The 22,138-nt window shown below is 63.9% G+C and carries 20 protein-coding genes and 1 pseudogene; 7 read left to right on the top strand and 14 right to left on the bottom strand.

The window, feature by feature from the left end; all coding sequences use genetic code 11:
• Nucleotides 1–208 precede the first annotated feature (208 nt).
• From JWQ90_RS24355 to JWQ90_RS24345, 3 genes are all read left to right on the top strand, one after another.
• Nucleotides 209–433 carry an SDR family NAD(P)-dependent oxidoreductase gene (locus JWQ90_RS24355; RefSeq protein ID WP_299697618.1) on the top strand — a complete coding sequence of 75 codons (225 nt, stop codon included), beginning with the start codon at nucleotides 209–211 and terminating at the stop codon, nucleotides 431–433.
• Entirely contained in the window at nucleotides 430–1,080 is a 651-nt protein-coding gene (locus JWQ90_RS24350) for an SDR family NAD(P)-dependent oxidoreductase (RefSeq protein WP_299697621.1), read from the top strand. Before JWQ90_RS24355 ends, JWQ90_RS24350 begins: the two co-directional genes overlap by 4 nt.
• Nucleotides 1,081–1,264: 184 nt before the next feature.
• Complete coding sequence (locus JWQ90_RS24345; RefSeq protein ID WP_299697617.1) at nucleotides 1,265–1,555, top strand: hypothetical protein; 291 nt, start codon at nucleotides 1,265–1,267, stop codon at nucleotides 1,553–1,555.
• A gap of 37 nt (nucleotides 1,556–1,592) precedes the next feature.
• Here JWQ90_RS24345 and JWQ90_RS24340 read toward each other — a convergent pair whose 3' ends face one another.
• The 3 genes from JWQ90_RS24340 to JWQ90_RS24330 all read right to left on the bottom strand — a co-directional run bounded on the left by JWQ90_RS24340 (nucleotide 1,593) and on the right by JWQ90_RS24330 (nucleotide 3,796).
• Entirely contained in the window at nucleotides 1,593–2,453 is an 861-nt protein-coding gene (locus JWQ90_RS24340) for an SDR family NAD(P)-dependent oxidoreductase (RefSeq protein WP_299697616.1), read from the bottom strand.
• Between the two features lie 213 nt (nucleotides 2,454–2,666).
• Nucleotides 2,667–3,071 (bottom strand): helix-turn-helix domain-containing protein, encoded by a 405-nt coding sequence (locus tag JWQ90_RS24335; protein ID WP_299697614.1) that lies wholly within the window; start codon nucleotides 3,069–3,071, stop codon nucleotides 2,667–2,669.
• Nucleotides 3,072–3,481: 410 nt separating this feature from the next.
• Complete coding sequence (locus JWQ90_RS24330; RefSeq protein WP_299697613.1) at nucleotides 3,482–3,796, bottom strand: 2Fe-2S iron-sulfur cluster-binding protein; 315 nt, start codon at nucleotides 3,794–3,796, stop codon at nucleotides 3,482–3,484.
• Nucleotides 3,797–4,097: 301 nt separating this feature from the next.
• Here JWQ90_RS24330 and JWQ90_RS24325 point away from each other — a divergent pair, with 301 nt between their 5' ends.
• Complete coding sequence (locus JWQ90_RS24325) at nucleotides 4,098–4,547, top strand: histidine phosphatase family protein (RefSeq protein WP_299697611.1); 450 nt, start codon at nucleotides 4,098–4,100, stop codon at nucleotides 4,545–4,547.
• 481 nt (nucleotides 4,548–5,028) lie between these two features.
• On the opposite strand, the gene JWQ90_RS24320 is transcribed toward JWQ90_RS24325, so the two are convergent.
• The 3 genes from JWQ90_RS24320 to JWQ90_RS24310 are packed head-to-tail and all read right to left on the bottom strand — an operon-like array spanning nucleotide 5,029 to nucleotide 8,444.
• Entirely contained in the window at nucleotides 5,029–6,585 is a 1,557-nt protein-coding gene (locus JWQ90_RS24320) for a long-chain fatty acid--CoA ligase (protein WP_299697610.1), read from the bottom strand.
• A 39-nt stretch (nucleotides 6,586–6,624) separates the two neighbouring features.
• A complete protein-coding gene (locus JWQ90_RS24315; protein WP_299697609.1) occupies nucleotides 6,625–7,413 on the bottom strand; it encodes an enoyl-CoA hydratase-related protein in 789 nt (262 codons plus the stop codon).
• A gap of 32 nt (nucleotides 7,414–7,445) precedes the next feature.
• Nucleotides 7,446–8,444: an NADPH:quinone oxidoreductase family protein gene (locus JWQ90_RS24310; RefSeq protein WP_366919587.1), complete on the bottom strand. Its 999-nt coding sequence runs from the start codon at nucleotides 8,442–8,444 to the stop codon at nucleotides 7,446–7,448.
• A gap of 362 nt (nucleotides 8,445–8,806) precedes the next feature.
• Here JWQ90_RS24310 and JWQ90_RS24305 point away from each other — a divergent pair, with 362 nt between their 5' ends.
• Nucleotides 8,807–11,068: a TonB-dependent receptor gene (locus JWQ90_RS24305; protein ID WP_299697607.1), complete on the top strand. Its 2,262-nt coding sequence runs from the start codon at nucleotides 8,807–8,809 to the stop codon at nucleotides 11,066–11,068.
• Between the two features lie 129 nt (nucleotides 11,069–11,197).
• Here the strand turns inward: JWQ90_RS24305 and JWQ90_RS24300 are convergent, their stop codons facing one another.
• The 5 genes from JWQ90_RS24300 to JWQ90_RS24280 are packed head-to-tail and all read right to left on the bottom strand — an operon-like array spanning nucleotide 11,198 to nucleotide 16,244.
• Nucleotides 11,198–12,184 (bottom strand): saccharopine dehydrogenase NADP-binding domain-containing protein, encoded by a 987-nt coding sequence (locus tag JWQ90_RS24300; protein ID WP_299697606.1) that lies wholly within the window; start codon nucleotides 12,182–12,184, stop codon nucleotides 11,198–11,200.
• Nucleotides 12,185–12,240: 56 nt separating this feature from the next.
• Nucleotides 12,241–13,332, bottom strand: coding sequence for an alkene reductase (locus JWQ90_RS24295; protein ID WP_299697605.1), 1,092 nt, complete (start codon nucleotides 13,330–13,332; stop codon nucleotides 12,241–12,243).
• 55 nt (nucleotides 13,333–13,387) lie between these two features.
• On the bottom strand, nucleotides 13,388–14,668 hold the full coding sequence (locus tag JWQ90_RS24290) for an acyl-CoA dehydrogenase family protein (protein WP_299697604.1): 1,281 nt from the start codon (nucleotides 14,666–14,668) through the stop codon (nucleotides 13,388–13,390).
• Nucleotides 14,669–14,707: 39 nt separating this feature from the next.
• Nucleotides 14,708–15,121 (bottom strand): DUF6285 domain-containing protein, encoded by a 414-nt coding sequence (locus JWQ90_RS24285; protein WP_299697603.1) that lies wholly within the window; start codon nucleotides 15,119–15,121, stop codon nucleotides 14,708–14,710.
• Between the two features lie 4 nt (nucleotides 15,122–15,125).
• Entirely contained in the window at nucleotides 15,126–16,244 is a 1,119-nt protein-coding gene (locus JWQ90_RS24280) for a phosphotransferase family protein (RefSeq protein ID WP_299697602.1), read from the bottom strand.
• Between the two features lie 215 nt (nucleotides 16,245–16,459).
• On the opposite strand from JWQ90_RS24280, the gene JWQ90_RS24275 reads away from it, so the two are divergent.
• Nucleotides 16,460–17,239 carry an SDR family oxidoreductase gene (locus tag JWQ90_RS24275; protein ID WP_299697601.1) on the top strand — a complete coding sequence of 260 codons (780 nt, stop codon included), beginning with the start codon at nucleotides 16,460–16,462 and terminating at the stop codon, nucleotides 17,237–17,239.
• 17 nt (nucleotides 17,240–17,256) lie between these two features.
• Here the strand turns inward: JWQ90_RS24275 and JWQ90_RS24270 are convergent, their stop codons facing one another.
• The 3 genes from JWQ90_RS24270 to JWQ90_RS24260 all read right to left on the bottom strand — a co-directional run bounded on the left by JWQ90_RS24270 (nucleotide 17,257) and on the right by JWQ90_RS24260 (nucleotide 21,706).
• A complete protein-coding gene (locus JWQ90_RS24270) occupies nucleotides 17,257–18,345 on the bottom strand; it encodes a phosphotransferase family protein (protein WP_299697600.1) in 1,089 nt (362 codons plus the stop codon).
• 1 nt (nucleotide 18,346) lies between these two features.
• Entirely contained in the window at nucleotides 18,347–19,342 is a 996-nt protein-coding gene (locus JWQ90_RS24265; protein ID WP_299697599.1) for a hypothetical protein, read from the bottom strand.
• Nucleotides 19,343–19,411: 69 nt separating this feature from the next.
• Nucleotides 19,412–21,706, bottom strand: a complete 2,295-nt coding sequence (locus JWQ90_RS24260; protein WP_299697598.1) for a TonB-dependent receptor — start codon at nucleotides 21,704–21,706, stop codon at nucleotides 19,412–19,414.
• A 125-nt stretch (nucleotides 21,707–21,831) separates the two neighbouring features.
• Here JWQ90_RS24260 and JWQ90_RS24255 point away from each other — a divergent pair.
• A pseudogene (locus JWQ90_RS24255) lies at nucleotides 21,832–22,138 on the top strand (acyl-CoA dehydrogenase family protein); the annotation flags it as partial.

Genomic DNA, 22,138 nt, shown 5'->3' with positions numbered 1-22,138 from the left:
GCTCCAACTCAGCCTCCACTTCCGCCGTGAACGACAGTGTCACCGCCACCCGAGCCATCTCATCCCCCCCAACGCCGCAATGGGGGTTATCATAATACTATCGATGTATAATGCAATTAGGCACTAGCATGAGGTCATGCGGATTAATGCGATTGCGCAACGAGTGGTTTGCTGGCTCACTGAGACTCCCACCTCATTGGAGCCAGCGATGCACGCCACCCAGACCATCCTGATCACCGGCGCTACTGGCGGCATTGGCCGCCATCTCGCGTTGCAGCTTGCGCGCGCAGGGCATCGCGTCATCGCGACGGGACGAAACCTCGCCGCGCTCCAGTCGGTGCGAGCCGAGGCTGCGGACTCGCCGCTGCACACGGTGGCGCTCGACGTGAATGATCGCGCCTCCATCACCCGGTCGACGAGGTCTCGCGGCTGACCGATGGCTACGGGCTCGACGCGCTCGTGAACAACGCAGGCTACGGCGAGATGGCTCCGCTGCTGGAGGTCCGCGAGGAGGATGTCCGGGCCATGTACGAGACCAACGTCTTCGGCCTCCTCGCCGTCACGCAGGCGTTCCTTCCGCAGATGGTTCGTCGCGGCGCGGGACGCATCGTCAACGTCAGCTCCGGTGGCGGACGCCTCACCTTGCCACTGTTCGGCGTGTACAACTCGACCAAGTACGCCGTCGAATCGCTCTCGGACGCGATGCGGATGGAGCTGAAGCCGCTCGGTATTCGCGTTGTCATCGTCGAACCCGGCGCGACCAAGACCGAGTTCGCGAACACGAGCGTGCGCAAGATGGCGTCGTACCGTCGCGACGGTTCGCCATACGCCGCGCTCTACGCGCGCGCCGACGAGCTCAAGGCGCAGCTCGAGCGCCCGGCGGCGGACCCCATCGTGGTGGTCCGCGCCCTCGAACGCGCGCTGACCGCGTCGAGGCCGAGAGCCCGATACATCGCGCCGTTCGGCGCGCGCATCATGTTGGCGCTGGCGGCGTGGCTCCCCACGCCCCTCATCGACTGGCTCCTCACGTCGATGTTCGGGATGACCCGGAAGCAGTTGAAGGTCAGCACGCCCGCGTGATCCTCGATTTGCGCGAGGTCCGTCAGCCGAATGAACTGCGCAGCCAATTAATGCTGCTGCCCAGTATCACTGGTAGACGCTGCTCAGTGCTTTGACCACGCTCGTCCATTTTCTTGCCCGTATCCATGCTGATCCGCTACGTGCGCAAAGAGCAGCGGTTCTCGCGGAGGAGATGCACTATCGCTTGAGCGCGATGCCGGCCCACGTCGCCGGGCTCGCCGATCGCGGCGTACTGGCAGTCGGCAAGGCAGCCAATCTGATCGTCTACGACTTCGAGGGACTCTGGATCAAGGGTATGGAGTACAAATACCGCTACGACATGCCCAACAAGGACTGGAGGCGCTACCTGCCGACCGGCGGCTACCGCTACACCGTCGTCAACGGCGAGTTGACGCTCGAAGACGGCAAGCCGACCGGCGCCCTGCCCGGCGCCGTGCTGCGTGTGACCACTGCTCAGGCGACCGCGGCGGCCTGAACAGCGAGTGCGGCAATTTCGGCGTAGCTCTCACGCCTCAGTCACCTGCCACCGTAGTCCTGGGAGGTGCCGGCGCGGGCGGCAGGGTAGCCGCCATCTGCCGTCGCGCCCAAGCCTGCGGCATGTGCCGGAACAGAAATACGGCCAGCCGGGAACTGAGACCGTGAATGATCGACATGTCGCCGCGTAGGGCGGCTGCAACGGCTTCTTCCGCGACCTGATCCGCCGACATGAAAGTCTGGCCGCGCCGATAACCTTGGGTTTGCGCGTCCGAAAGTCCGCCAGCCTCAAATATCTCGGTATCGGTGAACCCTGGGCATGAAGCCGTGAACGTCACCCCTGAACCGCGCAATTCGCCGCTGAGTGCTTCGGTGAAGCGCAGTAGCGAGGACTTGACTGCGGCATATAGCGGTGTACCCGGAATACCCGGCGTATACGAAGCGACGGAAGCGACATTGAGCACGTACGCGGGCACGGCCTGGCGCAGCCGCGGCAGCAGCCGGTGTGTAAGTTCCATCGGCAACGAGTTCATCAGCCGCAGATCTTGCGACCAGGTGCGCCAGCCGACTTCCTCGAAGCGCGCGTAGCGGCCCACTCCGGCATTGTTGACCAGCCAGCATAGCGGTGCGCCGATGCGCTGAATCTCCCGCTCAATGCGATCCACCGCATCAGCGGCGGTCAGGTCCAGTACCAAGGGATATACCCGGCCGCTACAGGCCGTTTGAATTTCGCTCCCGAGGGCTTCAAGCCGATCGGAGCGCCGCGCGATCGCGAGAATTGAAAGGCCCCGCGCCGCCAGTACACGCGCAATCGCGGCGCCGATGCCTGAGGAAGCGCCGGTAACCACCGCCAAATGTCCCTTGTTTGCCTCTGCCGCAGAAGCTGCCACGCCGTTCATCGAAGCTCTCCTCGATACGCATGTCGAAATTTAATTATGCGTTTATTATATGTTTAATTATTACGCATAATTATTATATCAGGCACATCGCTTCCAAATACGACCATGCGGAGGAACCCTATGGCGACTTTCAACCTCGTCATCAAGAGCTTCGCCAGAGCGACAACGCGATCACCGGACGCCTCGGCGCGCAGTACGACTTCATCGAAAATGTCATGGCCTATATTCAGATCCTGCTGAAAACTCATCAAAACTTTGCGGTCTACGGCTCGCTGAGCATTTTTTCGATGCTCGAGCCGTACAGCGCGATGAAATCGTCTTGCGGGTCACTGCGTAGTCCAGAACCCGCGCTTCCAGCCGGGCTTCGGTCTTGGCCTTCGACGGCTCCTTCGGCAGGGTCGACAGCGCTACCACCCGGCCCGCGATGAACCGCTCACGCCAGCGCCGGATAAACCGCACGTCACAGTCCAGACGCGCCCGAATTTCATTGAACGCGATGCCATCGACACTCAGCACGATCAGCCGCGCCCGACGTGCCACTGCCGCTGATCCGCTGCGGCTACGCATCAGCCGATCCAGCGTCGCTCGCTCTCCCTTCCGTAGTTTGATCGTATCCATCCAGCTTGGATGCCATCAGACCCTTACAGTTCACTAGTTCGAAGGTCACCTTGCGCTCGGCGAAGAACGTGAGCTGCTTGTCGCCCGGCCGTGGGCGAAAGCGATGCATCGCGATCGGGGGCACGCAGCTAGCCAGGTCAACTTCCTGACGCCAGCCTTCGCCAAGTCCTGCGTCAGCTCGGGATACCAGGCGCGCGTCGCGTTGCGCAGACTGACCAGAAACAAAAGCGGCATGGTGTGCGCCACGCCGCGGTGGCGCCAATCAATGGAACGCTCCGGGAGTGATGGAGGGCGTCTGGAGCGGGATCCTGCTCGACGACGGTGACATTGAAGACCTATTGCTAAAACGCAAGCGCCGCCGATAGACCGGTGAGGGCAAGCCAAATCCCAGAGTAGCTTAAGGAAGCTCCTCAGCGATCCACCACCTCGACCACCAGCCCGTCGAGAGCCTCGTCCAGCTTGATCTGGCAGCTCAGGCGGCTGGCGTCGGTGACGTTGCCGTCGAACTCCAGCATCTGCCGCTCGACGTCCCCGGGGGGGCCAATCCGCGTCATCCATTCGGAAGCGATGTGCACGTGACAGGTCGCACAGGACAGCGCTCCGCCGCAGTCGGCGTCGATGCCGGGCACGCAGGCCGAGACCGCGGCCTGCATCAGCGTTTCGCCGCTCTTGCCGGCGACGTCGATGGGGCCTTTGTCCAACGTAACGAAAGTGATTTTTGGCATTGCGTCCATTCCTTCTAAAACCGGCAATGTTGAAGGCCGGCGAAGGCGCCAGCAATGGCTCCGCCATACAGATTTATTGACCGCCCCTCACCAGCCGCCGCAATGGATGAAGTGTTTTGATGTGTGAATAGAATTGTAGTGTCGGCGAAAAAAGTAGTCATAGCCGAGGTGATGGTTCTGACTCAGATCTGGAGGATGAGATCCTCGAAGACACGCAGATATCCCAGGCGTTCTTTTATGGCAGGGCGGTTCCTTCGCCTGAAATCTCGCGGTGCTTGGTGGCTTCGCGCAGATTGACGTGGTGTCCGCCCTCGACGAGTTCGCTGACGGCGAGCAGATATTTGCCTCGGCCGAGCGTCATTTCGGCATTTCGATGCGCAGTGATTCCGGTAGCACACACGACTCACGGTTACGGCACTACTCGCACATGATTGCCGCCTGGGCAGCGGGAAACGGCATCATCGATGGCCGCGAAGGCGTCGATGAGTTCCGTTCCAGCATTCGAGATTGGCTGCATGACTTACGCGAGCCGGGTAAACCGGGGCGCAACACACTGGCATTCACATCGGCTGGCACCATCGCCATGGTGCTCTGCGAAATACTTGGATTGAAATCCGATTACCTGCCGAACTTCGCAGGTGTGCTCTACAACGCTTCGGTCACTGAAATAGTGTACACGCCTTCACGCATTACGCTTCGAACGTTCAATGTTTCATCGCATCTGCCTCGGGATCTTCTTACTCTTGTTTGAAGCCTCAATAATGTGATGGGCTTATCGGCACACGACGAGCGACGGACAGCCATCCCACCAGTAGCATCCTTGCAACTAGCGCGATGCTCGCCACCGGCGATACAGCAAACCATGTTCCGGCTCATGCCGGGGTCGCCAAGGCCGGCATCAGCAACCTGACACCAAGGTTGGTTGGCACGGAGCGGAGTCCTGCCGACGAACGCGTCAACGCCATCGCAGCGAGCCCTATCAGCGATACGGAAGGCATGGCCCAGCTGGCGCCGACGAAGAGCCGAAATCCAAGATAGCCCGCGCGACTACGGAACCAAACGCGATCTCGCCGCCATCGCGGCGTTTCTGAGCGGCAACAACGCCAAATACATCACCTGCGCAATCATCGACCGTGATTGCCGCTCAGCGATCGGCGATGCCTCGGCCGACGCGCTGACGGTTCCGACCCGATGAGGTAAGCACTGCGCAATCGATGACGAGATTGCGCAACTCAGGCGATCCGCCGCTGGCGATCTTTCCAGAACGGTTCGCGCAGCACGTATTTGAGTAGCTTGCCCGCAGCCGACAGCGGCAACTCGCTGCGAAACTCGATGCTGCGCGGGCATTTGTAGCCAGCGATGAGCTCTTTGCAGTGGGCGAGCAGTTCGGCTTCACCAACATGCGCGTCCGGCTGGCGCACCACGATCGCGTGCACCGCTTCGCCCCAGCGCTCGTGGGGAATGCCGATGACGGCGCACGTCGCCACTTCGCGATGGCGCAGCAGCGCGTTCTCCACTTCGCAGGAATACACGTTCTCGCCGCCGCTGATGATCATGTCCTTGATGCGATCGACCAGGAACAGGAAGCCGTCGGCATCGAGATAGCCGGCGTCGCCGCTGTGCAGCCAGCCATCGCGCAGTGCGGCGGCGGTCTGCTCCGGCTTGTTCCAGTAGCCCAGCATCACGGTGGGCCCGCGCACGCAGATCTCGCCGACTTCGCCCGCTGCCAGTTCGACGCCGCCATCGTCGACGATGCGCAGCTCGGCCGTGCTCACCGGCAGCCCCGCCGAGCCGAGCTTGTCGGCGGCGGCGCCTTCCAGCGTGTGGTATGCGGCCGGCAGCACGGCGACCATCGGCGAAACCTCGGTCTGGCCGTAGGCCTGCACGAACTCCACGTTCGGCAACGCGTCGAGCGCCTTGTGCAGCAGCGTGGAGTCGATCGGCGCAGCGCCGTAGAGCAGCGTTCGCAGGCTCGCCAGATTGCGTTGCGCGAAGCCCGGTTGTTCCAGCAGCCGCCGGATCATGGTCGGCACCATGAAGCTCTCGACGATCCGCTCGCGTTCGATCAGATCCAGTGCAAGGCCCGGATCGAAGCCGGGCATGATGACCTGGCAGGCCATGCGCGTGGTCAGCTGGAACACGTAGGCGATGCCGCCGACATGGAACAGCGGCGCCGCGTGCAAGGCCGGCACCTGCGCGGCCCGCGGTGCGGCGGCGATCGTCGCGAGCACGTTGATGGCGAGATTGTCGTGGCTGAGCATCACGCCCTTGGGCACGCCGGTGGTGCCGCCGGTATAGAGCACGGCCGCCAGCTCGCTGCCCTGACGCTGCGCGTCCGCGGCGGGCGCCACTTGCGCGAGCAGCGTCTCGTAGCCGAGGCAATCCGCCGGCAGCGGGCCCTCGCCCACGTAGATCACGGTCGTCAGGCTCCTGGAGAGTTCGCGCAACGGCCCCAGCAGCGACACGAAGGCATCGTCGACCAGCAGCACTCGCGTGTCGCAATCGTCGAGCGAATAGGCGATCTCGGGCACGCTCCAGCGGATGTTCACGGGATTCACCGCGCCACCTGCCCACAAGCTGCCGTAGAGGTACTCGACATAGCGGTCGGAGTTGAGCGCCAGCATGCCCACGCGTGCGCCCGGCGCGAGCCCCAGACTGCGCAGAGCCGCGGCCAACCGCGCTACGCGATCGACAAGCTGCCGATAGTTGCGCCGACGGGCACCGTCGATGGTGGCTATAGCGTTGGGGCACTCGCGAACGGCTTTGTGCAAGGCCTGGGTCAATTGCATCGGCCGTCTCCTGCAGCAACGGCTGCGCTGCGCGTCTGGTCAGGCACCGGTGAAACGGGCGGGCCGCTTTTCGAGAAACGCATTGATGCCTTCCTGGTGATCGCCGGTGCGGCCGGCCGCACGCTGCAGGCGACGTTCGCTGGCCAGCGTCTGCTCCCAGCCCGATTCGGCGGCGGTCCAGGCGGCTTCGCGGATCAAACCCAGCGAACGCGTTGGCCCGTTGGCGAGGCTTCTGGCGATGTGCATCGCGGCAGTCTCGACCTCGTCGTCCGCCACCACGCGGTTGACCAGTCCCCATTCCAGGGCCTTGGCCGCGGGCATGCGCTCGCCCAGCATCATCATCTCCATCGCGCGCGGCCGGCCGATCGCGCGCGTCAGCAGAAACGAAGAGCCGCCGTCCGGCACCAGGCCGATGCGGCAGAAAGCCTGCAGAAAATAGGCGCCTTCGCCGGCGACGATGAGGTCTGCCGCGAGCGCGAACGAGCAGCCCACGCCCGCCGCCGCGCCTCGCACCGCGCTGATCCACGGGATCGGCAGATTCCGCAGCTTGCTCATCAGCGGATTGATGTGCGATTCGAGCACGGCGCCGGCATCGGGCAGGCCGTCGTCGGACTCGATGCTGACGCCGCCACTGATGTTGGCCCCGGCGCAGAAAGCGCGTCCGCTGCCGGTGAGGATCAGTGCGCGTGTGGAGCGGCTGAGTTGGTCCAGTGCGCGATCCAGCTCTTCGACCATCTCGATGGTCACGGCATTGAGCGTGGCCGGCTCGTTGAGCCGGATGATGCCGACACCGTCGACGTTCTCGACCAACAGCTTGGAATACGACATCGGATGGACTCCGTCAGGGATGTTGCATGGGATCAGGCGATCGTCACGACGATCTTGCCGACCGTCTGCCGCGACGCGAGCCGCTCGATGGCGTCGGCTCCGCGCTGCAGCGGGTAGGTTTCGGAGATGAGCGGGCGGATCTTGCCGCCGATGTAGAGATCGAACAGCTCGGCGATGTTCACGGCATGACGCGCCGGATTGCGCGTGACGAACTCGCCCCAGAACACACCGACGATGGAACAGCCCTTGAGCAGTGGCAGGTTGAATGGCAGCCTGGGAATACCGGCTGGAAACCCCACCACCAGATAACGCCCGCCCCAGGCGATGGCGCGCAGCATCGGCTCTGCGTAGCGCCCGCCCACCGCGTCGTAGATCACGTCGGCGCCATTGCCGCCGCATGCGGCCTTCACTTGCTCGGTCAGCGCTCTTGCCGCGGCGCCGTCGAACTCGCCTGCGGGATAGACCACGACGGCATCCGCGCCGCGCTCGCGGCAAACCTGCGCCTTGGCCGCGCTGGAAACCGCGGCGACCACATGCGCGCCCATCGCCTTGCCCAGCTCGACGGCGGCCAGGCCGACGCCGCCCGCGGCGCCGATGACGACCAGGGTCTCGCCTGCCTGCAGTTGCGCGCGATCCTTGAGTGCATGCTGCGATGTGCCATAGGTCATCAGCAGTCCGGCCGCGTCCTGCATCGGCATGGCGTCGGGAATGCAGAAGCAGCGCTCTTCGCGGATCACGATCTTTTCGGCCATGCCGCCCCAGCCTTCGCAGCCGGCCACGCGATCGCCGACGCTGAAGCGCGTCACACCATCACCGATCGCATCGATGCGACCGCTGACCTCGCAGCCGGGCGCGAACGGACGCTCGGGCCGAAACTGGTAGAGGTCGCGGATGATCAGGCTGTCGGGGAAGTTAACGCCGCAAGCCTCCACCGCGATGCGAACCGTGCCCGGCTGCGGCAGCGGATCGTCCATGGTCTGCAACACCAGGGTTCCGGTGTCGCCGGCTTGTACGCTCAACAATGCCTTCATGGTATCGGATGGCCTGCAGCGGGTCGGACCGGAGCACGGCGCGCGCCATGGCGATCGCACGCTGCTCCGACAAGCCGGCAGTATCGAAGCGCGATACCCAAGCGCCCATGACCCGGGGCGACGATCGGATAGGCGGCAGCTCACAGCGCAGTGCATCACCGGACACCGCCGACGACGGTTGTCAGAGTTGATCGACCGAACTGTCGCGCACAGTCATGGCGCTCCGCTGTGGGCAATGAACATGATCCTGTGCCTTACCGGCATTGCGAATCGACCGGCGGCCGCACGAGCCTGTAGCAAGCCGCGCCTGAAGCAGTGGAAGGCTTGCATCAAAAATAGAAAGATAACTTTGGAGAGAGAGCATGTCGTTAAAAACCTATGCCCCGGGGCTGCTGATGGCCGCCCTGTGTTCCGGTGCCATCGCGCAGACCGTGCCGCCTACCGTGCCGGAACCACCGGCTGAAGCGCTGCAGGACACCGCTCCCGAAGCCGATGCTCCCTCGCCCGCTGCCGCAGGCCCGGCCGCTTCGGCAGCCACCTCGTCCGACGCCGCCATCGATGAAGTGATCGTCACGGCCCAGAAACGCTCCGAGAACGTGCAGGACGTTCCCGTGACCATGAACGTGATGACCGCGGAAACCCTGCTCGATCGCGACATCAGCACCATCAACGATCTGCAGACCACATTCTCGGGCCTGAAGATCGACAACTTCGGCGGCTCTTCCAACATCAGCATCCGCGGCGTGGGCACGACCTTCACCTCCGGTAACGGCGAGAACTCCGTCGCCGTGCACCTCGACGGCGTCTACCTGCCCGATCCGAAGATGGCGACGATGGTGCAAGCGGACCTCGCTAGCATCGAAGTACTGCGTGGCCCGCAGAGCACGCTGTACGGCAAGAACTCCACCGCAGGCGTGATCAACTTCATCTCGGCCGCCCCGACCGAAAGCTTTGAAGCCGGCGTCACCAGCGGCCTGGGCAACTACTCAGAGCAGAACCTGTCGGCCTACATCAGCGGCCCCTTGAGCGACAAGATACGCGCACGTCTCTACATCGCCGGCGACCGCCATGACGGCTACACCGACAACCTCGTTACCGGCCAGGATCTCGACAACCTCAAGGGCATCGGCGGACGTGCTTCGGTGGAAGCCGACGTCACGTCGAACTGGCTCCTTGATGCCGTCCTGAGCTATCGCCACGAGGACACCAACGGTCCCAGCTACCAGCCCTACAATCCGGATTTGCCGATCCTGCCGCCGGGACTGTCGACCTACGAGCCGCGAAAGGTGACGTCGCCCTTCATCTGGGGCGCCTACAAGGAGCTGGAGGTACTTTCCGTACGTAATACCGTGGACCTCAGCGACACCACCTCGCTGGTGCTGCTGAGCGGCCTCTCGCGATTCAACTCCAAGTTCAAGTTCGACGGGCTGGCCTCCCTGGTCACAGTGCCACTGACCTCTCAGGCGCAGTCTCGCAACGTCTCGCAGGAAATCAACCTGAAGGGTTCCACCGAGTCGATGAAATGGCTGCTCGGCGCGTTCTACTTCCACGGCAAGGAAACCGACCCGGCGACGACGCTGCTCGACAACCTGCTGGCGGGTTCGCCGGCACCGGCACCGACGCACTACCTGAGCGTGGAGAATCCGCAGGTGCAGCGGCGCGCCAGCTCGTCGCTGTTCGCCGACGTCACCTATTCGCTCGGGCCCAAGACCCGCGTGTACGGCGGCGCCCGGCTGCTCAACGAGAACCTCGATCAGGAACTCACCAACTACCTGATCACCGGCCGCGACCCGAGCGACTACACCACCACCATCGTCTGCTCGCCGGAGACCAACCCCCAGCATCTCAACACCTGGAACGGCACCGGACGCCTGGGCCTGCAGCAGGACTTCGCCGAACGCGTGATGGGTTACACGCAGGTCTCGCGCGGCTACAAGGCCGGCGGCTTCTCGATCACCACCTGCGACAACGAGTACAAGCCCGAAACCGTCACCGCCTACGAAATCGGCCTCAAGAGCCAGTGGCTGGAGCGTCGGCTGACGGCCAACCTGTCGGCGTACTACTACGACTACAAGGATCTTTCGATCGAGCAGGCTTCGGTCACCGCCATCCCCATCGTCAACGCACCGAAGTCGCATGTGCTGGGTCTGGACTTCGACACGCGCTACAACCTCACGCGCATCTGGAGCACCGATTTCAACATGACCTTGCTGGATTCGGAGTACGACCGCTTCGTCAACTCCGACGCCAACTTTGCGCCGGTGGGCACCGACTTGTCGGGCATCGCCTTGAACAAGGCGCCCGGCTTCTCCGGCACATTCGGCCTCAACCTCAAGCTGCCGGTCATGGCCGAGGGTGCGTTCACGCTAAGAGGCGAGGTCTACGGTACCAGCAAGTACCAGCTGCGCGAGTTCGACACTGCCGGCGTCCGCCAGAGCGGCTTCACCATCTACAACGCCTATGCGACCTACACGCCAAACGACACGGTCACGCTGCGGGCATTCGGCAAGAACCTCAGCAACACCGACTACATCCTCGGCGTGACCGGGCTCAACGGCGGCATCGTCGGCACCTTCAACCAACCGCGCACCTTCGGCGTCGAGATCGCGGTGTCGTTCAAATAAAGCAGGCCACCGGAAGCACGCAGGCACTGCGTGCCGAAGGACCGCGAAACGCTGATTGAATGCGTGCAATGCAGTTTTTGCAGAGCCTTAGTCCGCGAGGTATGCGCGTTACCGCAGCGAGATTCCCGCTCAATCGAGATCGCGTATGACGGCGCCGATCCCGGTTGCCAGCGCGGCGCCATAGGCCGAGGCAGGCGACTGAAAGCCGGGCTTGCAGTCGCCAGCAAGCGCACGCCGGGCGATTTCGATACCGGCGTGTGCGGTGTATTCGTATCCGGAACCGGTCTCGATCAGCGATCGCGCCACTTCACCGTCGTCGCCGGCCACTTCGGCCAGTACGAACGCACGCCAGGCCGCGAGCTGCGCCGGTGTCGGGCCTTCGGGAAACGCGTCGATGCCGCCATCCGGCAGCGTGAGCCGCGGCCCGGTGGCCATGTGCACCTCGATGTCCGGAATGGCGGTGGACTTCCACGCGGTGACGAGATCGCCCATGGAAAGGATCGCGCAGCGCCGCTTGCCGATACCGGCACCGAAATCGAACTCGCGCACCGGCTGCTCTTCCGTCAGCTGCAGCAATTGGCCGCCGCGACGTACGCACACACCCTTGCCCTGCATCGCCAGCCCGGTTCTCAGCGTGCCGCGCGAAGGCTGGCCGTTGAGGTGGCACAGCACGATCCGCAGGCGGCGCGGCCGCTGTACGCGCAGCGCAGTGTGCAGCGCAATACAGTCGCTGGGTACCACGTCCCAGCCCACACCCGGCATGAGCATGATGCCGGCCGCCCGGGCATCCGCGTCCCGTGCGGCAGCATGGGCAAAGACGTCGACCTCGCCGGTCGTGTCGAGATAGTGCGTGCGCAAGGCGATACATGCCGCGATGACACGGGCAGCGGTCTCGGAGAAAGGGCCTGCGACATTCAGCACGCAGCCCGCGCCGCTGAGCCCGGCGCGCAGCGCGGCGGCGTCGTCCACCGCAAAGCACCGGCTTTCGAGCCCGAGGCGTTGCGCGAGCGCTTCGACCTTCACGGAATCGCGTCCGGCGACGATCGGATCGAGGCCCTTGGCGACTGCGCGCGCGGCCAGCATGCGCCCGGTATAGCCGGTGGCGCCGTAGATCAAAAGCTTGCCACGGCCAGGCTGGCTCATTGTTCTCCCCCTGAATTGAAAGCCCTGGATCAGCGGACCGCCGTCAGCGCCGGATAGTCGATGTAACCTTCGCCGCTGCCGCCGTAGTAGTGGTCTCGCGCGGCTTCGACGAGTGCACTGCCCGACTTCAGGCGCGCGACCAGATCCGGGTTGCCGATGAACAGCCGGCCGAATGCGACCATGTCGGCCTTGCGCTCGCGGCGCGCCGCGATGGCGAGTTCGGTGGTGTAGAGATGGTTGACGATGACGGCACCGCGGAAGCGCGCGGCCAGTGCATCGGTGTCGATCGCATCGTCCGGTGTGCGCGTCACCAGGTTGTCGCCTTCGACCAGGTCCAGCCAGCCGACACCGCGCTCGTTGAGACGATCGATGACGTAGGCGAAGGTCGCCGCGGTGTCGCTGTCGGACATGCCGCCGGCTCGGGTGTTCGGCGCAAGCCGCACGGCAACGCGATCGCCGCCGAAAACCTCGATCAGCTCGGACAAGGTCTCCACCAGCAGGCGCGCGCGGTTCTCCAGGCTGCCGCCGTAGCGGTCGCTACGGTCGTTGATCGCATCGCGCAGGAACGAGTCGATCAGATAGCCGTGCGTCGCATGCAGCTGCACGCCGTCGAAGCCGGCTCGCCTCGCGTTCTCCGCAGCCCGGCGAAACTGCGCGGCCACCGCCTCCACTTCGCGCGTCGCGAGCACCCGCGGCATCTCGTAGGGAACGAAGCCCGCTTCGGTGAACGCCGAGCCCGGCGCGATCGCCGCGGCGGGCGATACCGGCACGGCACCGTCCGCAGTCAAGGAGGAATGGCTCAGACGGCCCGCATGCCAGAGCTGCGCGAAGATCAGGCCGCCGGCAGCGTGCACCGCATCGGTGGTGAGCTTCCAGCCTGCGACCTGCGCGTCGTCGTACAGGCCGGGCGTGAACGCGCCGCCGCGTCCCTCCGGCGCCACCGCGATGGCTTCGGTGATCAGCAAGCCTGCGGAAGCACGCTGCCGGTAATACTCGGCCTGCGCAGCGCCGGGCAACCCGACGCTAGATGCACGCGCACGCGTCAGCGGTGCGAGCGCGATGCGGTTGCGCAAGCGCAGGCCGGCATGCTCGAAGGGTTCGAATAAGTCCGTTGCGGTCATGTCGGTGCCGGTCGGTTGGTGATCGGAAAGTCGTCGCGGATGCTTGCGGCAAAACTCAGCCGAAGCGGTGCGGCCCCATGTAGCCAAACAGGAAGCCGGCCACCTTGCGCATCTGGATTTCCTCCGAGCCCTCGGTGATGCGATAGCGGCGGTGATGCCGGTAGATGTGCTCGAAAGGCTTGTGCCTCGAATAGCCGATACCACCGTGCACCTGCATCGCGCGATCGGCCGCCTCGCAGCACAACCGGTTCGCCCAGTAGTTGCACATCGACACCTTGTCGGAGAGCTTGTGGGCCACTTCCGGGTGCGGCATCTGGTCCATCTCCCAGGCCGTCTTGCGGATCAGCTGGCGCAGCATCTCGGCCTGTGTGGCCAGTTCCACCAGCGGAAACTGGATCGCCTGATTCTTGGCCAGGGCTTCACCGAAGGGCTTGCGCTGCCGGGCATAGCGCACGCTCTCCTGGATGCAGTACACGGCGGCGCCCAGCGAGCTCGCGGCCTGGCGGATGCGGTTCTCGTGCACGAAGGCCTGGGCCAGCGGCAGGCCGTCGTCCTCGGGGCCGAACAGCGCGGTCTCCGGCACCCATACGCCGCTGAAGCTCATGCGCGGGTGGTCGGTGGGCATGTTGAACGTCCACAGGTATTCCTCGATCACCATCCCGGGCGTGTCTTTGGGCACCAGGATGCAGCTGATGCCGCGCGCGCTGCCGTCCTTGCCGCTGGTGCGCGCGAACACCGCGCAATGGGTGGCGATGTGCATGCCGGTGATCCACATCTTCTCGCCGTCGATACGCCAGCCCGGCACGCCATCGCGCGTCTCGCGCACCGCGCGCGTCTCCATGTGCGTGGCGTCGGAGCCGTGATTCGCCTCGGTGAGACCGAAGGCGACGAACATCTTGCGGGCAAGCAGTCCGGGGATGAACTGCTCTTTCTGCTGCTGTGTGCCGAAGTCGCGGAACATCACCACCAGCGGGTTGTTGCCGACGATGGAATGCTCGTTCTGCAGATCGTTGTGCAGCCCCAGGCCCTTGGCCGCGAGGTGCTCGCGGATGACCGCCATCCACAGGTTGGAGCCGTCCCTGCCGCCGAACTCGCTGGGCATCGAGAAGCGATAGTGACCCGCGGCATCGGCGCGCCGTTTGACCTCTTCCAGCAGCACTTCCCATTCGTGCCGGGGCAGGCCCTGGTTGTCCCAGTCGGTGCGCGCGTGCTCGCGCCGATGATCGAAGAAGCGGATGTTGTCGTCGGCGCTTTCTAGCGGCTTGACCTCGGCTTCGATGAAGCGGTCGAGCACGCCGAGATACTCGACGAGGTCCTTGGGAAGATTGAAATCCATGGCGGTAGTTCCGATCGGTAAGGCTTGAGAGAAGGATCGTCAGCTCGACGCGGCGTCGGTCGCGCGCCGCCGCGCGGCCGCATGCAGCTGCAGCGCGCGCACGTAGCCTGCGTACTTCGGCTGATCGACTTCGAGCTTGTCGCAGGTGGTTTGCCAGAGATGCTCGGCCAGGTCCGGCGACGCGACATCCAGGCGACCGTCGGCGATGCCTTGTGCGAGCGCTGCCGTCAGCTCCTGCAGCGAGCCGTCATGCCCCAGCAGCGCGCGCAGGCGCGCGTGCTCGAGCGGCGCCTGAACTTGCGCCAGCGAGGTTTCGCGTTGCACCAGGCTCAGCGCATTGATGGCCACGCGCAGCTGGAACGCGGTGGCGCCGTGCAGCAGCGGCAAGACCTCGTTGCTGAGGAAGTCGGCGACCACGCTCAACAGTTCGACGGGAGTCGGTGCGTCCTGCATGTGTTCAGTCTCCCAGCTGCAGCAGGCGCAGCAGGTCGATCTCGTTCTCGGAGGCGCGGCGCGCCACCATCGCGCGCTCCACCGTGCGGTCGGCGCCGCTGCGGAACACCGACACCATGTCGGCGCAGGCGATGGCCCAGCGCAGGCTGCCGAGCACCTCCCACCATCGCACCCGCTGCGCATCGACGGCGCCACCACCGGCCTCGTAGCCCGCAAACAGATCCTCGCGCTGGCCGAGTCCGCCCACGGGCGCGTCGACCGCGCCGAAACGCCAGGGCATCAGGCACAGCCAGCCGAGGTCTTCCATGGGATCACCCAGATGCACCAGCTCCCAATCGAGCACGGCGCGGATGCGGTCGGCACCGACGATCAGGTTGCCGTTGCGGAAATCGCCGTGAACCAATTGCGGCAATACCGAGGCCGCCGGCAGATGATCGGCCAGCCAGCGAAACGCGAGTTCGAGCACCGGGCGCGGCGTGACGTCCTTCAGATGGATGGCGCGCAGCATCACCAGGGTTTCGCGTGCCGGCAGCAGCCGCAGCGGCGGCATCGCTTCGAGTGGCGCACGGTGGATGCTGGCGAGCACACGCCCGAACTCGAAGGCAAGACGCGGACGAATCGCGTCGAACGCGGTATCGCGAAGAATCTTGCGCGGTATGGTCTCGCCTTCGACATGCTCGGTGACGAAGCCGTAACCCAGACCATCGTCCGGCAGCAGCACGTAGCGCACGCGGGGAACCGCGACGCCCAGCCGTTCCAGCTGCGCGATCACGGCAGCCTCGATATCGAGGCCCGACGCCGCCTCGTTCCGATACTCGCCGCCAGGCGCGCGACGCAGGATCAGCGCGAGCTTGCCTGCATCGAGATCGGCATCGAAAGCCCAGGTCTCCTGGCTCGCACCACCCGACAGCCGCCGCAGACCCGAGATGCCTTGCGCATCCGGCACCACACGACGGATCAGGGACTCGAGCGTCGATGCATTCAACACGGACGGGTTGGCTGCCGCTGCTGAAATGATCATCTCCATTGAGTGTCCGCGCCATTGATATCCGGCATCGGCGTTGTAAATGTCGAGCAGTTTGCTGCCGATCCAGCTCAGCAAAGCATTGGAGTCAGTATCCAATACGCTGTCGATGGATCAATGGCGGCCGGTGACAGGGCCATTGACCAGAATCATCAACGCAGGAACTGTGCGGCCCTGTCTATCGCGCTGTAAGCCGCAACCATTGTGGAGTTGTCTTGCGTAACGGGATGCTGCTGCCCACCGACGACAGCGCGTGCATCCCACGTTGCCCATGCATCGTCCACGCACGCGTCGTCTCGCATCGGAGGATTGTCATGGGCGGATTGTTCGATCTCTCCGGCAAGGTGGCGCTGGTCACCGGCGGCAATCGCGGCATCGGCTTGGGCATGGCCAAGGCGCTGGCCGAAGCCGGAGCCGAAGTTGCCATCTGGGGCAGCAATCCGCTGCGCAATGTAGAAGCCAAATCGAAACTGGCGGCGCTGGGGCTCGATGTCCACGCACAGACCGTCGACGTGACCAAGGAAGACGACGTGGTTGCGGGAATTGCCGAAGTGCTGGCCGTGCTGGGCCGCCTCGACTGCGTCTTCGCGTGCGCGGGCATCAGCGGCAAGGTACAGCCGTTTGCCGCCGCGACGACCGAAAACCTCGACGACGTCTTTCGCGTCAACATCAACGGAACGTTCTGGGTGTTTCGCGAAGCCTGCAAGGCGATGATCGAACGCGCCAAGGCCGGCGAACCCGGCGGATCACTGGTCGCCATCTCGTCGCTGGGCGCCATCGACGGCATGCCGCGCGCGCAGGCTTATGCCTTGTCGAAGGGCGCGCTGCCTGCACTGATGCGCGCCATCGCAGTCGAGTACGCGCGCCATGGCATTCGCGCCAATACCGTGATGCCCGGCTGGATCCACACCGAGATGACCGAGCCCTTGCGCGAAGGCTCCGCATTCCGCGATCGCGTGGAGCCGCGCATTCCGATGCGGCGTTGGGGAACCGCAGCCGATCTTGCCGGCATCGCGGTGTATCTCGCCTCCGACGCCAGCGCCTATCACACTGCGGACAGCTTCCTGATCGACGGCGGCTACTCGGTCTACTGAGCGCCGGCGTCGCGCGGCTAGGCCGCCGCGCGCGCGTCATCCCACAGCACCTGCAGGTGCGCGGCGTAATAGTCCCAGACCGTGTCGAAGCTCGGCATGAAGTCCATGGCCAACAGGTTGACCATGCAGCACTTGTAGATGTTGAACAGCTTGAAGTACTCCCAGTGCTGCACCTTGCTGCCGCTCTCCTGCTCGAAGCGCGCGATGTATTCGGCCTCCGTTGGCGTGCCATCGATAGGGCGGTCCAGAACCTTCAGGCTTTCGGTGATGAACACCACGAGCGCCAGGTCAGCTTCGTTGTGGCCCAGATAGGAAAGCTCCCAGTCGAGCACCGCCGCGATATGTCCGTCGCGGAACATCATGTTGGCAATCTGGGCGTCGCCGTGTACCAGCCGCGGCTCGTAGGCCTTGGGCTGGTGCTCGATCATCCAGCGATAGATCGTTTCGAGGTGGCAGAGCCGCTCGTCATCCTCCGGCCTGGCGAGTTGGCCTTCCTTGAGCCACCAGGACAGCTCCCGTTCGATCGCCGTGGCGCCGCTACCACGCTGAAGAAGATGCGGCACTTGCTGCGAGCCGATCGCCGCCTTTCGAAGGCTCCCATGGAAGCCGGCAGCTTCCAGCATCATGGCCTTGCGTCCGGCGGGCGTCGCCTCGGCGATCGCGCCGGCCGAGTACATGGCGCCGGACGGCGCATCGCCGACCACGCGTTCCATCACATAGCTCGGGCAGCCCACCTGTCGCCCGTCCGCATCGAGCCAGAGCACGTTGGGTACCGACAGGCCGGTGGCGCTGACCGCTTTGACGGTGAGAAACTCGTCCGCGAAACTCTTCTGCTTCAGCAGCCGGATCTCGCCGGGCGAGTAGCGCAGTACGAGATCGTAGCGGCGCAGACCTCGGCCGCGATCCAGCTCGGCGGTGAAGAAGGCGATGCCGTTGCTGGAGCCCGCGCCGCTGCGCGGATAGACCAGCGGGCTGAGCTGCACCTCGCCGACGATGTCGGGCTGCGCCTGCACGAATGATTTGAGCCGGGCCTCGTCGATGGTCGGGAATCGCGACTTGGCGTTCTTGATGGACTGCTCGTAGGTGCCTTTGAGATCGTCTTTCATCTTAGAACTCGTAGACCACGCTCTTCGACAATCCCTGGTCGATAGTGGTAAAGCTCACGTCCGCCTGCACCGGGATATAGCTGCCACGTCCGGGATTGGTACAAAGCTCCAGATCGAGGAAACCGGTCTTGCCCTCGTAGGTGAAGGTCGAGATGTGATCCTGCGAAGCGTTGGTGGTATTCGGCACCGGCGTCATGAAGCCCTGTACCGACTTGGTCTCGATGCGCAGCTGCTCGCCGTTGTCCAGCGTCAGGATGCCCAGCGAGCCCACCGGAGTGAAGCCGTCGTAATCGAAAGTGGTGAGCACGCGAAGATCGCGCACGTCGTGATCGACGCCATTGCGGGCGACGAAGCCTGCGACCATCTTGGGACCGTCCTTGAGATCGAGCAGGAAGCTGGCGAAGCTCAGCTCCGGCCCCACGGTGCCCGAGAACATCCGGTAGCGATGCATCGCGGCGCGCCGGTTGTCGCGGAAACCCCAGGAACGGTCGCGATGGGCCAGCGCGTCGATGCGATAGGTCTGACTGCCGATCCGGATCGGACCGCGCAGCTTGCCCGCGCATTCGAGATGGCCATCGGAATTGATGTTGCTCATGAACTTGTCGGAATGCCCGGTCTTCGACCAGTTGCGCGGCTCGTGGAAGCTCTCGTAGAATTCCAGGTCGGCGGCACAGTCCTTTTCGTCCCAGATGAAACGCATACGGCCATCGCCGAGCGCCTCGACGCTGTGACCGCCGACCAGCTGCTTGCTGTCCTGGCGCGCATCCGGCGTCAGATCGACCTCCACGCCGTCCCCCGAGCTCATGACGAAACGCTCGCCGCCTTCCTTGAAGGCGAACAGGGTCAGCTGACCCTTGCCGCGGTTGGGTTGCTGGCCCACGCGATGGAAGCCACCGATACCCTGGCTTGCGTCGTAAAACCAGTAGCAGTCGCTTTCCTGCCACAGCTCCTGCTCGCCTGGACGGTGAGGCTTGTCCCAGCTGACGTCGTAACTCATCGCATGTTCTCCTGATTGATGATGCGTGTGGATACTGCTGGTATCGATATCGCGCCCATCGCCATGCAATCAGTGGAAGGTATAAGCGAATTCGACTCCGTAAGTGCGCGGCTGGTTGAATGCGGCAACCGCACCTTGCAGGAACACGATAGTCCCCACCACGTAATCGGTATTGGAAATGTTTCGCACGTAGGCACGCACCGTGAACGGTTCGATCGGCGAATAGATCGCGTACGCGTTGTAAAGCGCGTATCCGGCTTGCCGGGAAGCCGACCCGTCGTATTCGCGAAGCCGGTAAGGACTGGAAAGAACAGTTTCACCGCGCATCGACACGAACCCGCCCTGCCCGGCCGCCCACTTGAGGTCGGTGCCCAGAGAGCCTGCTGCGCTCGGCGCCTTGTTCAATGCACGCCCCTCGAGGCTGGTGCCGTCTGGTGTTCCCAGCGCCGCGCCGCCGGACGAGATGAACTCGTCGTAGGCGGACTTCAGGAACGTTGCGTTGCCATCGACTCCCCAGGTCTGAGTCAGCCGCCAGCGTCCTTGCAGATCGAGCCCGAGCACATGGCTCTTGGGCGCGTTGACGATGGCGGTTTGGGCAAGGCTGGATTGCTCGATGGACAGGTTCTTGTAGTCGTAGTAATAGGCGGAGGCGTTCAGGGTCAACGCGCGATCCAGCCATCGGCTTTTCACGCCCAGCTCCGCGGCATTGACCTTCTCCGGCTTGTATTCATTGCCGCAGGCATTGTTCGAGAAGCCACCCGCTTTGTAGCCACGCGACAACTGCGCATAGGTCATCGCCTGCTCGGTGACATCGTGCTGCACACCGACACGACCCGTGGTCGCCCAATCGTTGTAGACCTGCTCGGGGTTGCCGGGCGTGCAGACCGTGGCGACCGTCGTACCTTCAGTGTCCAGCGAGTTGGTGAGATTGTTACGCATGTACTCGTGGAGCAAGCGAGCTCCACCGAATACCCGCGTCGCGTCGCTGATCCGCCAGGTGGCGTCGCCGAACCCAGAAGCGCTTACCCGGGTCGCTGATTCCAGGCCGCGGTTGTTGATATCGGTCGGCGAACCGACCAGAGCGGCTGGCAAGACGATCGTTGAACTCACGTGGCTGCTTTCGTAGTACACGAAGCTGCCGAGTAGCCATTGCAATTTGTCGGAGTCACCTTTGAGATTGAACTCCTGCGAAGCCGTCTTGAACGTGATGGGCGTGTCCCCAGGCACAGAAAAGGGCGGTTCCGCCAAGTTTTCGTAGATTTGATGCATGTGGAAATGCGAGGCTCCGGTCAGCGAGACCAGGCTCAGGTTGTCGCCGAGATCAAAGGTGTTCCGAATCGACGCGAGCTCCAGGTCACGCTTCGAGTCGTAGATGACGTCCGTGTTCAATTCCCGGGGCGTGTAGTCGATATCCGGACTCGGCAGCGGCGGCGACGACGGATCGAAAGGCTGGAACGCCGGTCCGGCGAAGTGCTCGGTGCGGGCGGTGACGCGTGCTTCCATCAGCCAGAATGGCGTGATGTCGGCATCAATCGAAAGGCGGCCTCCATAGGCTTTCAGATCATCGAGCCCCTGCCCCGTCGTCAAGTTTTTGGTGTAGCCGTCACGGCTCTCGGCGTCGCCATACAGACGCGCACGAACCCGGTCTCCGATGGGGCCACCGACATAAGCCTGCGCCTTCTTGTCGCTGTAATTACCAAGGCCGAAAGTGGTGCCGGCCTCGAATTCGCTGGTGGGGGTGGCCGATATGAAATTGACCACGCCTGCCGTTGAGTTCTTGCCGTAAAGCGTGCTCTGCGGCCCGCTCAGAACCTCCACTCGTTGGAGATCGAACTGGCCCATCGCCGCCGCTCGCGCTGACGAGAGGTAGACACCGTCCTCGTGAAGCGCAACGGAGTTCTCTCCGGCACCCGTCGTGAACGTGGTGCCGATGCCGCGCACGGTGATGTTGGAACTGCCACCGACCGGATCGAATTTCAGGCCCGGAATCTGTGACTGCAGATCGGCCAGCGAGCTGAGCTGGCGGTCCTTGAGATCTTCGGCACCGATCGCATCGATGGTCGCCGGAATGTCCTGCACGCTTTGACTACGCTTCTGCGCGGTCACGATTACTTCCTCGACCTGGGATCCGGCATTGGGCCCCACTTCCGACTTCGTCTCGGCGTCCGCTGACGCAGGCTCGACCGCCGTGGGAGCCCCCGGCTCGTCGCCCGACGGCGGCAGCGGCTCGTTGACGTAATCGGGTTGTTTCGCATCAGTCGAAGCAGCCTCCTGTGCATTTGCATTTGCATTTGCATTTGCAACTGCAACATGCATTGCTGCGCAAGCGGCTAACGTACCAGCCCGCATCATGGACAACCTCATTCCGTACTCTCCTTTAATTCTTCTAGTGCGGAAGTTGTAGCACGTGGCGAGAGCACTTCCATTGACGCTACATCACAAAGCCCTAGTCCGATTTTCTCAGTCGAATATCCGGATGAGGGTCATGACGCTGGCTGGGCCAGGCACGGCGTGCGCACGAGGTCGCGTTGAACTACGTGCGCATGCACCAGGCTTTCGGCAAGACGCTGGGCGAACACGAAGGCATCGGCTTCATGATCGCCGACAACGAAATGGACCTGCACAGCGCGCGCCTCAACATCCTGCACCCGGCCTGGGTGCTGGACCAGGGCGGCCAGGGCGTCACCTCGGAGACCATCGTCATGCGCATCTTCAAGGACATCCGCGCCTTCCGCATTTACGACGGCCCCAGCGAAGTGCATCGCTGGAGCATCGCCCGCAAGATCATTGGCAAGC

Origin of the sequence: Hydrocarboniphaga sp. (assembly GCF_028291725.1) — a bacterium.
In the GTDB taxonomy this organism is placed as follows: domain Bacteria; phylum Pseudomonadota; class Gammaproteobacteria; order Nevskiales; family Nevskiaceae; genus Hydrocarboniphaga.
The sequence above is the reverse complement of the archived record's forward strand: the minus strand, read 5'-3'. Positions and strand labels throughout refer to the sequence as shown.

Bases quoted from the DNA above. Each gene is read 5' to 3' on its own strand.
- JWQ90_RS24260 (WP_299697598.1), bottom strand. From the start codon at position 21,706: ATGAGGTTGTCCATGATGCGGGCTGGTACGTTAGCCGCTTGCGCAGCA.
- JWQ90_RS24305 (WP_299697607.1), top strand. From the start codon at position 8,807: ATGTCGTTAAAAACCTATGCCCCGGGGCTGCTGATGGCCGCCCTGTGT.
- JWQ90_RS24285 (WP_299697603.1), bottom strand. From the start codon at position 15,121: ATGCAGGACGCACCGACTCCCGTCGAACTGTTGAGCGTGGTCGCCGAC.
- JWQ90_RS24335 (WP_299697614.1), bottom strand. From the start codon at position 3,071: ATGGATACGATCAAACTACGGAAGGGAGAGCGAGCGACGCTGGATCGG.
- JWQ90_RS24270 (WP_299697600.1), bottom strand. From the start codon at position 18,345: ATGAAAGACGATCTCAAAGGCACCTACGAGCAGTCCATCAAGAACGCC.
- JWQ90_RS24340 (WP_299697616.1), bottom strand. From the start codon at position 2,453: ATGAACGGCGTGGCAGCTTCTGCGGCAGAGGCAAACAAGGGACATTTG.
- JWQ90_RS24315 (WP_299697609.1), bottom strand. From the start codon at position 7,413: ATGTCGTATTCCAAGCTGTTGGTCGAGAACGTCGACGGTGTCGGCATC.
- JWQ90_RS24295 (WP_299697605.1), bottom strand. From the start codon at position 13,332: ATGACCGCAACGGACTTATTCGAACCCTTCGAGCATGCCGGCCTGCGC.
- JWQ90_RS24265 (WP_299697599.1), bottom strand. From the start codon at position 19,342: ATGAGTTACGACGTCAGCTGGGACAAGCCTCACCGTCCAGGCGAGCAG.
- JWQ90_RS24310 (WP_366919587.1), bottom strand. From the start codon at position 8,444: ATGAAGGCATTGTTGAGCGTACAAGCCGGCGACACCGGAACCCTGGTG.
- JWQ90_RS24355 (WP_299697618.1), top strand. From the start codon at position 209: ATGCACGCCACCCAGACCATCCTGATCACCGGCGCTACTGGCGGCATT.
- JWQ90_RS24320 (WP_299697610.1), bottom strand. From the start codon at position 6,585: ATGCAATTGACCCAGGCCTTGCACAAAGCCGTTCGCGAGTGCCCCAAC.
- JWQ90_RS24290 (WP_299697604.1), bottom strand. From the start codon at position 14,668: ATGGATTTCAATCTTCCCAAGGACCTCGTCGAGTATCTCGGCGTGCTC.
- JWQ90_RS24330 (WP_299697613.1), bottom strand. From the start codon at position 3,796: ATGCCAAAAATCACTTTCGTTACGTTGGACAAAGGCCCCATCGACGTC.
- JWQ90_RS24275 (WP_299697601.1), top strand. From the start codon at position 16,460: ATGGGCGGATTGTTCGATCTCTCCGGCAAGGTGGCGCTGGTCACCGGC.